At 41.3% G+C, this 7,057-nt stretch carries 9 protein-coding genes; 1 reads left to right on the top strand and 8 read right to left on the bottom strand.

Features of this window, described 5'->3' with window-relative positions:
• Positions 1-6: 6 nt before the first annotated feature.
• The 6 genes from nifT to cysE all read right to left on the bottom strand — a co-directional run bounded on the left by nifT (position 7) and on the right by cysE (position 3,554).
• A complete protein-coding gene (gene nifT / locus ACFE90_RS34240) occupies positions 7-210 on the bottom strand; it encodes a putative nitrogen fixation protein NifT (RefSeq protein WP_375506735.1) in 204 nt (67 codons plus the stop codon).
• Positions 185-472, bottom strand: coding sequence for a nitrogen fixation protein NifZ (locus tag ACFE90_RS34235; RefSeq protein ID WP_094327372.1), 288 nt, complete (start codon positions 470-472; stop codon positions 185-187). The genes nifT and ACFE90_RS34235 overlap by 26 nt, the downstream gene beginning before the upstream one ends.
• Positions 462-1,592, bottom strand: a complete 1,131-nt coding sequence (nifV, locus tag ACFE90_RS34230; RefSeq protein ID WP_375506734.1) for a homocitrate synthase — start codon at positions 1,590-1,592, stop codon at positions 462-464. The genes ACFE90_RS34235 and nifV overlap by 11 nt, the downstream gene beginning before the upstream one ends.
• 371 nt (positions 1,593-1,963) lie before the next feature.
• Positions 1,964-2,161: a DUF2949 domain-containing protein gene (locus tag ACFE90_RS34225; RefSeq protein ID WP_375506733.1), complete on the bottom strand. Its 198-nt coding sequence runs from the start codon at positions 2,159-2,161 to the stop codon at positions 1,964-1,966.
• Positions 2,162-2,467: 306 nt separating this feature from the next.
• Positions 2,468-2,713, bottom strand: coding sequence for an Asr1405/Asl0597 family protein (locus ACFE90_RS34220; protein ID WP_375506732.1), 246 nt, complete (start codon positions 2,711-2,713; stop codon positions 2,468-2,470).
• Between the two features lie 100 nt (positions 2,714-2,813).
• Complete coding sequence (gene cysE, locus ACFE90_RS34215) at positions 2,814-3,554, bottom strand: serine O-acetyltransferase (protein ID WP_375506731.1); 741 nt, start codon at positions 3,552-3,554, stop codon at positions 2,814-2,816.
• Positions 3,555-4,494: 940 nt separating this feature from the next.
• Between cysE and ACFE90_RS34210 the strand changes: the two genes are divergently transcribed.
• Positions 4,495-5,841 carry an NAD(P)/FAD-dependent oxidoreductase gene (locus tag ACFE90_RS34210; RefSeq protein WP_375506730.1) on the top strand — a complete coding sequence of 449 codons (1,347 nt, stop codon included), beginning with the start codon at positions 4,495-4,497 and terminating at the stop codon, positions 5,839-5,841.
• 497 nt (positions 5,842-6,338) lie between these two features.
• On the opposite strand, the gene ACFE90_RS34205 is transcribed toward ACFE90_RS34210, so the two are convergent.
• Positions 6,339-6,551: a DUF6887 family protein gene (locus ACFE90_RS34205; protein WP_375506729.1), complete on the bottom strand. Its 213-nt coding sequence runs from the start codon at positions 6,549-6,551 to the stop codon at positions 6,339-6,341.
• Positions 6,541-6,750: a DUF6888 family protein gene (locus tag ACFE90_RS34200; protein WP_375506728.1), complete on the bottom strand. Its 210-nt coding sequence runs from the start codon at positions 6,748-6,750 to the stop codon at positions 6,541-6,543. The genes ACFE90_RS34205 and ACFE90_RS34200 overlap by 11 nt, the downstream gene beginning before the upstream one ends.
• Positions 6,751-7,057: the final 307 nt, after the last annotated feature.

The raw sequence follows: 7,057 nt of genomic DNA, 5'->3' as shown, positions 1-7,057 counted from the left end.
GTCCCCTTACGCAAGGCGTTTAGCTTCTACAGTTTGAGGTAAATTTGCTGGGTCTGGTAAATCACGAAATTCCAATTCCCAACCATTTGCTAGAGTGAGAATCTTGCCATCATTTCCATCGGTTTGTTTGACGACTTCTTCTTCAAGGTCTTTTTTAGCAACGTAGACTACTAAAGTACCGGCATCATTCATGCGTAGCATTACTTTCATGAGATTCCTCAACAGATTCTAGTTCTTTTTTCATACAGCCGACGACGAATCCTGTTTCCAAGAAATGCACCGCATAAATATAGGAAGTCTGCAAATATGTGCCTATACTCGCTATGTAGCCGATATCCCCTTTGTTCACTAAAACTTGCCCAACTTCTTTACCAGGAAAAGTACCATCGTTCTTGAGCAGTTTCCGAACTCTGACTTTTTCACCAATTTCAAAAGCAGGTGGCAAGTTTAACTCTAATTCATCACGTTGCATGAGAGTACCTCTGTTCTCTGACCAAATTCAATAGTTCTTCTGTTGTCAGGCTGCGTTTTTTCTGTACCGATTGATGGCGTACTGCGTCTAAAACAGATTGGGTTTCTTGCGAGTTCAAGAAAATTCCATGCTGTTCTAGCAAGTTTGAAACCAAATGCCGTCCAGAATGTTTGCCTAATACTAAACGCCGTTCCCAACCCACTTCTTCAGGAGCAAATGGTTCGTAGGTGATGGGGTTTTGCAGTACTCCGTGAGCATGGATGCCAGATTCGTGAGCAAAGGTATTTTCGCCAACGATCGCTTTCCAGGGTGGTACACTAGCACCTGATGCATCAGCAACTAGTTGAGACAGTTCCAGCAAGTTGGGAGTGTCGATGCCCAAATCAACGTTGTAGATGCGTTTGATCGCCATGACAACTTCTTCTAAAGCTGCATTTCCTGCCCTTTCACCTAATCCGTTGACTGTGGTATTCACAGATAAAGCTCCAGCTTTGATACCTGCAAGGGCGTTGGCAGTTGCCATACCAAAATCATTGTGGGTGTGGATTTCTAGGGGAATCATCAAAGCTGAAACTAGGCGTTTTACCTTGGTGTAGGTGCAGAAAGGGTCGAGAACGCCTACAGTGTCGCAGAAGCGAAACCGGGATGCACCCCATTCTTGGGCATAAAGCGCTACATCCAATAGGAAGTTTTCATCAGCTCTGGAAGAATCTTCTCCGCCGACTGCTACCCAAAGACCTTGATCGACAGCGAAGCTAATACAGTCTTTGAGTTTTTGCAAACTGACTCGCCATTGACCGTGGAATTTGGCGGCAATTTGGATACCAGAGACGGGAATGGCAATATGCACCCGGTTCAGACCGCAAGCGATAGAAGCCTTAATATCTGAGATGACGGCGCGGTTCCAGCCCAGGAGTTTTGCTTGTAAACCCAAGTTAGAAATTGCGGCGATCGCTCGTGTTTCTTCGTCACCCATTGCTGGTATACCGACTTCTAATTCAGGAATACCAATGGCATCAAGAAACTTAGCGATCGCAACTTTTTCTTCTAGGGTGAAAGCAACACCTGCTGCTTGTTCGCCATCACGTAATGTTGTGTCATTAATTATGATTTGATTCATTGCAAATATCCCTCTCTTGGAAGTATTCTTAATAACCTTTCTCTCTACAATTCCCAGCGATGGCAAATGCTAAAAATATCACAATTCATAATGTAGGATATATGATCCTTAATTATTGACCGATTATCAGCATCACATCTGTATGGCAGGGAACTAAAACCATGTATAATTTACTATTCGTTTTTACCGATGTCAGTTGTAATTTCTTCGATTAGCAATGAACTGATATAGCTATTAGCAAACCCTGAACAAAGTAAAACACAGAATCCAGCAATTAAGGATGTAATCATCTTGGTAACCTCAGATTTTCTAGAGCATTTGTGTGTAATTTCGGCAGGTAATAGTACTCAAAGCTAAATGGTTCAAATGGGCTAACTTTGGTCTGCTAGCCAGTCAAAAATTTTTCCTAGCTGCTCCAAGTCAACTAAACCATACTGCCAGAGAAGCATCGGTAGTGGCCCATTTTCTAATTCACGGTGTCGCAGAGCTACAGCAATATCAGCATTTGAAAGTTCAAGTTCGTTGTGCAAAAAATTCAGAAGTTTTATATCTCTGTTACGAGTCGCCATAATTAATTGAACTTTCAATTTCTTAATTTGGAAAAAAATTAAAAATCAGAAATTTCCAGTCTTCTTTGCTAATTTCACCTTTATAATTGTCGCTAGATGTCAGGATAATTTCAGATTTAGGAGACTGGATAAAATCTAAAACTCGATTAGTCTCCCTCAGTCTGCAACAAATTCTGTTAGCGTACAGTAGCTTCAACTTCTAAAGCTATTCGAGCTTTGTGCATTTATGAACAAAAAGGATGAAGTGCAGTACTTGCGTCATGAATTCAAGATTAATCGTATCTAAATTAGGTATTTTAGAAATACTCATGACTCATCACTGTAATGCCAGCAACGCTCTAGCCAGTCTAATAATTCGTGACGAGAAGCAAGAAATTGCATAACTGTACTGCGAATTAAAATCGCTTCTAGCAAATTGTTCACTTGCACTCGTAAAGAACCATCAGGGGGACAGGAACTCTTAATTTTTAACTCTTGCAAACGGTAGTAGATTCGCCAGCGATCGCTCAAAGGAATCTGCAAAACTTGATCGCCTAAAGTGTGATTTGTCATTTGTCCGCTGTCCTTTGTTATTTGTCAGTTGTCCTACCCTGCGGGAAGCCGCTGGCGCGTCTATGTCAGTTGTCCTTTGCTAATGACCAATGACTAATGACTAATGACTCTTAACGTTTAAAGTTTGCAGTTGTTTTTCGAGTTGCTCAATGCGCGAGAGCAAAGAACGAATCACGGTTGCTTCCACATCGGGTAGCTTTCCATGTTCTAAAGGAGAAAGGCTAGCGCTTTCGTTCCGAGAAATAATTCGACCGGGAATTCCTACAACTGTGCGATCGCTGGGAACATTTTGCAAGACAATGGAACCTGCACCAATACGGACGCGATCGCCAATTTGCAGATTACCCAAAACTTTCGCACCCGCACCGATAACTGCGTTTTTGCCCACTGTGGGATGACGCTTACCAGTTTCTTTACCAGTTCCGCCAAGGGTGACGCCCTGATAAATCAGTGTGTAGTCGCCGACGATCGCAGTTTCGCCAATGACAACACCCATTCCGTGGTCGATAAACACGCCCTGACCAATTTCTGCGCCTGGGTGAATTTCAATTCCTGTTAAAAATCGCCCTAAATGAGAAATTAAGCGGGGGATAAAACCCACACCTCGACAATGTAACCAGTGAGCAAGACGATGCAAACAGAGTGCGTGCAATCCAGGGTAGCAAAACACCACTTCTAGCCAATTACGTGCTGCTGGGTCGCGCTCAAAAATAATGCGAAAATCACTCAATAATGGCTCAAAAAAAACGCCAGAGAGGAGATTTTTCAGCATGGATGTATGGGCAGAATTCTGCGTTTTGGTAGTCTGGCAATCGCTAATACTGTCTAAAGACTGTTGCATCGGTAATGTCTATCTGGTAAATGAGCCATCTGCTATTTTTATGCTTATATCAGGTGACTTCCAACTCGATAGAAAACCCAATGCTGATTGGATTTATTGGATTGATTAAGGTTGTACTCAAACGCCGAAACCCGTACCCCAAGATAAACTTAAAATTTATCTTGGGGTACAGGTGCTAGTATTTAATGATGGGGGTACTAGTATTTTTGGGGCAGGGGTTAAGAATTTTTATAGTCGCTACAATAAACTTTACCTGCAAGCCTTTGCTAAGATTTAGTCAAGATATTTTGCAATATATTAAGCTGTACTCAGATGCACTCAAATATGAGTTTGATGAGGCTACAAATGGATTTTCTGTATATGCTACTACTATTAGTATCCTATTATTTTCTTAGGCGAAAGACAGATTTCTTTATTTTCTTTTATGATTTCCTGTCTGTATGTATATATACGTTTCAAAATATAGTTATCGCTCATAGTGAATATCTTATTATATAAATGTGTTGAAAGAAAGCATTTTACTTTTGCAAAGATAGGAATCCGATTTGATTACTAAATCATTCGAGTAAAACAACAGGGTTTTTCATGGGGTGCATCCCAGTTTTTATTTACAATGAGAGAATAACTATCATTGCGACCGCAAGTGCGTCTCGTAGAGATGAGGAACGCTTCACTTCGTTTGGCTTGCAATGATATGCAAAAAAGTGGGATGTTCCCTTCTCCTTGGGCAGTAAATTATAGAATGGATAAAAGTACCTATCAAATTGGCGAAGTGTGCCAAATCCTTGCTGAAGCCAACCCGGAACTGAGGGGTAAAAACTAACTTTGGCTACTTTTATTATTTTTTCAATTGTTCTAAATAAACAGCAACCTCTATCATAATGCTGTTACATCTTTGTTAAGAATAGTTACAGCTTCTTAACACAAGGGAATATTTCTTATGGTAGTTGCACTTAATAATAATGCACCACATCAGGTTGTAATCGTCGGTGGTGGTTTTGGTGGACTGTATGCAGCAAAGAATCTGAATGCAGCGAATGTAAATGTTACTCTCATTGATAAACGTAACTTTCACCTATTTCAGCCGCTTTTATATCAAGTTGCCACAGGTACGCTATCACCTTCTGATATTTCTGCACCATTGCGATCTGTATTTAAGAAAAGCAAGAATACAAAGGTGTTGTTGGGAGAAGTAAATGATATTGATCCAAAAGCGCAACAAGTTATTTTGGGTGATGAAGTAGTACCTTATGATACATTAATTATCGCCACAGGTGCGAACCATTCCTATTTTGGTAAGGATAACTGGGAAAAAGTTGCTCCTGGTTTGAAAAGTGTGGAAGATGCGATAGAAATGCGTCGCCGGATATTTGGCGCATTTGAAGCAGCAGAAAAAGAAACTAATCCAGAAATTCGCAGTGCTTACTTGACTTTTGTGATTGTGGGGGGTGGCCCGACTGGTGTAGAATTAGCAGGTGCGATCGCGGAATTAGCACACAAAACTCTCAAAGAAGATTTCCGCAGCATCAACACTTCAGAAACGAAAATTTTACTATTACAAGGGGGTCCTCGCATCCTCCCACACATTGCGCCAGAGTTATCGAAATCAGCAGCAGTAGCTTTGCAAAAGTTGGGTGTCGAACTCCACACTCACACCAGGGTGACAAATATTGAAGGTGATATCGTTACTTTCAAGAAAGGCAATGAATTTACAGAAATTACCTCAAAAACTATATTGTGGGCAGCAGGTGTCCAAGGTTCCCCAATGGGGAAAGTCTTAGCAGAAAGTACAGGTGTAGAGTGCGATTACTCTGGGCGTGTAATTGTAGAACCTGACTTGTCTATCGAGGGTTATGACAACATTTTCGTAATTGGAGATTTAGCTAACTTCTCCCACCAAGAGAGTAAAGTCTTACCTGGTGTTGCACCCGTAGCTAAACAACAAGGAGAGTATGTAGGTAAACTAATTCAACGACGGCTTCAAGGTAAGACTTTGCCACAATTTCATTACAACGATGTGGGTAGTTTGGCGATGATTGGGCAAAATTTAGCTGTTGTAGATTTAGGCTTCCTCAAACTCACAGGCTTCCTTGCTTGGGCATTTTGGCTATTAGTTCACATCTACTTCTTAATCGAGTTTGACACCAAATTACTAGTTGTATTTCAGTGGGCGTGGAATTACATCACTCGTAATCGTCGCTCTAGATTGATTACAGGTCGAGAACCTATTGTAGAAGCAAAAACTGTTAACAATAGCGTGCAACACCCTTCTGTGACACCTCTGTAACTTCAGGTATCCACAGCATTAGTCAAGCGATGTATAAGGGGCTATTAGAGTAATGGGTGCCGTGTGGTAGCAAATCTTGGGCGAAGATTAGCTGTTCTACGAAAAGAATATGGGGATGAGATACCGCCCTCAGCAATTTTGGCAATTTGGCATTTCATGACTTAGAGTTGCAGTTTAAATGGAGATATCAACACAACGGGACAGTGAAGAAGTTGTACGAGGGATAGGGCAAAACTTCCCGCTTCTGGTGTCCCAGCTATGCCAGTTGTCAAATGAGTGCTGTAGAATAGCTCTACATAATTGATACAGCGCTCAACAGAGTTCAGTTCCCGCTCTGCAACTGGCTAGAAATCAACAAAACCAAATATAGCCCAGATGGCAAAACCCTTGTCAGTGGTAGTGAGGACAACACCATCAAAATCGGGCGGCTACCCTAGAGACTGGATTATTAACTCTGATTATTCTTCTCTTGCTGAACTCTCTGAGCGTAGACGCTCTTAGCGGCTTGTCGTAGACATCGCTTCTGCAATTATTCGATTATTCTCTTCTATAGGTTTACCATCTTCAGTAAACATCGACGGATATATAATTGCTTCCGAGTCGGGAGTGCGGCGACTAAATAGAATTTCCAACGCTTCTATATCTTCCCGATTAGCAAGTACATACGCCCTCAATTCTTTTGTAGACATTTGGGCAAAATTAGGTTTCATTTACAAATCTCCAAGTTCCATCACGAAATACAAGGATTTGCAGTTCATCACCTGCCAAAATAAATACATTAGCAGTTGTGTTACTAAAACGGAATAGCTGAATTTCTCGGTAGAAATTGGACAAGTACTGGCAAATAATAACGCACATAAGTGCTTGCCGAGTTGTAGGATATATATTGTTTTCCTCAATTGTGACCAAGTAATATTAAGCCTTACAGGGTGAAAAAATCTCTTCCAGAATTTGAAACCCACGGAGTTGGGTTTTATCTATATAGCAAAGTCAATGTCTTAGGCGGGTTCCCCGACTTGTACCCGTACTCTTAAGCAAGCTACAAGAGCGTCTCCTCCTGGGAAAAGCAATTGGTGCACGAATGACCTTTGCCAAGGCTGAACATTTCGATTTTCGAGACTCATTAGTGGAGTTCAAAGACTCGTTAACGGAGATAAAAGATGGATTCATCCAGTTCAAAGACTCGTTGACGGAGATAAAAGGTGGATAAACGAAA

The sequence above is a fragment of the uncultured Nostoc sp. genome (assembly GCF_964245445.1).
Classification (GTDB): domain Bacteria; phylum Cyanobacteriota; class Cyanobacteriia; order Cyanobacteriales; family Nostocaceae; genus Nostoc.
Note: the sequence above shows the minus strand (reverse complement) of the source record. Positions and strands in the feature narration are given on the sequence as shown.

Excerpts from the sequence above, each read along its gene's own strand:
- nifT (WP_375506735.1), bottom strand. The coding sequence starts at position 210 with ATGAAAGTAATGCTACGCATGAATGATGCCGGTACTTTAGTAGTCTAC.
- ACFE90_RS34235 (WP_094327372.1), bottom strand. The coding sequence starts at position 472 with ATGCAACGTGATGAATTAGAGTTAAACTTGCCACCTGCTTTTGAAATT.
- nifV (WP_375506734.1), bottom strand. The coding sequence starts at position 1,592 with ATGAATCAAATCATAATTAATGACACAACATTACGTGATGGCGAACAA.
- ACFE90_RS34225 (WP_375506733.1), bottom strand. The coding sequence starts at position 2,161 with ATGGCGACTCGTAACAGAGATATAAAACTTCTGAATTTTTTGCACAAC.
- ACFE90_RS34220 (WP_375506732.1), bottom strand. The coding sequence starts at position 2,713 with ATGACAAATCACACTTTAGGCGATCAAGTTTTGCAGATTCCTTTGAGC.
- cysE (WP_375506731.1), bottom strand. The coding sequence starts at position 3,554 with ATGCAACAGTCTTTAGACAGTATTAGCGATTGCCAGACTACCAAAACG.
- ACFE90_RS34210 (WP_375506730.1), top strand. The coding sequence starts at position 4,495 with ATGGTAGTTGCACTTAATAATAATGCACCACATCAGGTTGTAATCGTC.
- ACFE90_RS34205 (WP_375506729.1), bottom strand. The coding sequence starts at position 6,551 with ATGAAACCTAATTTTGCCCAAATGTCTACAAAAGAATTGAGGGCGTAT.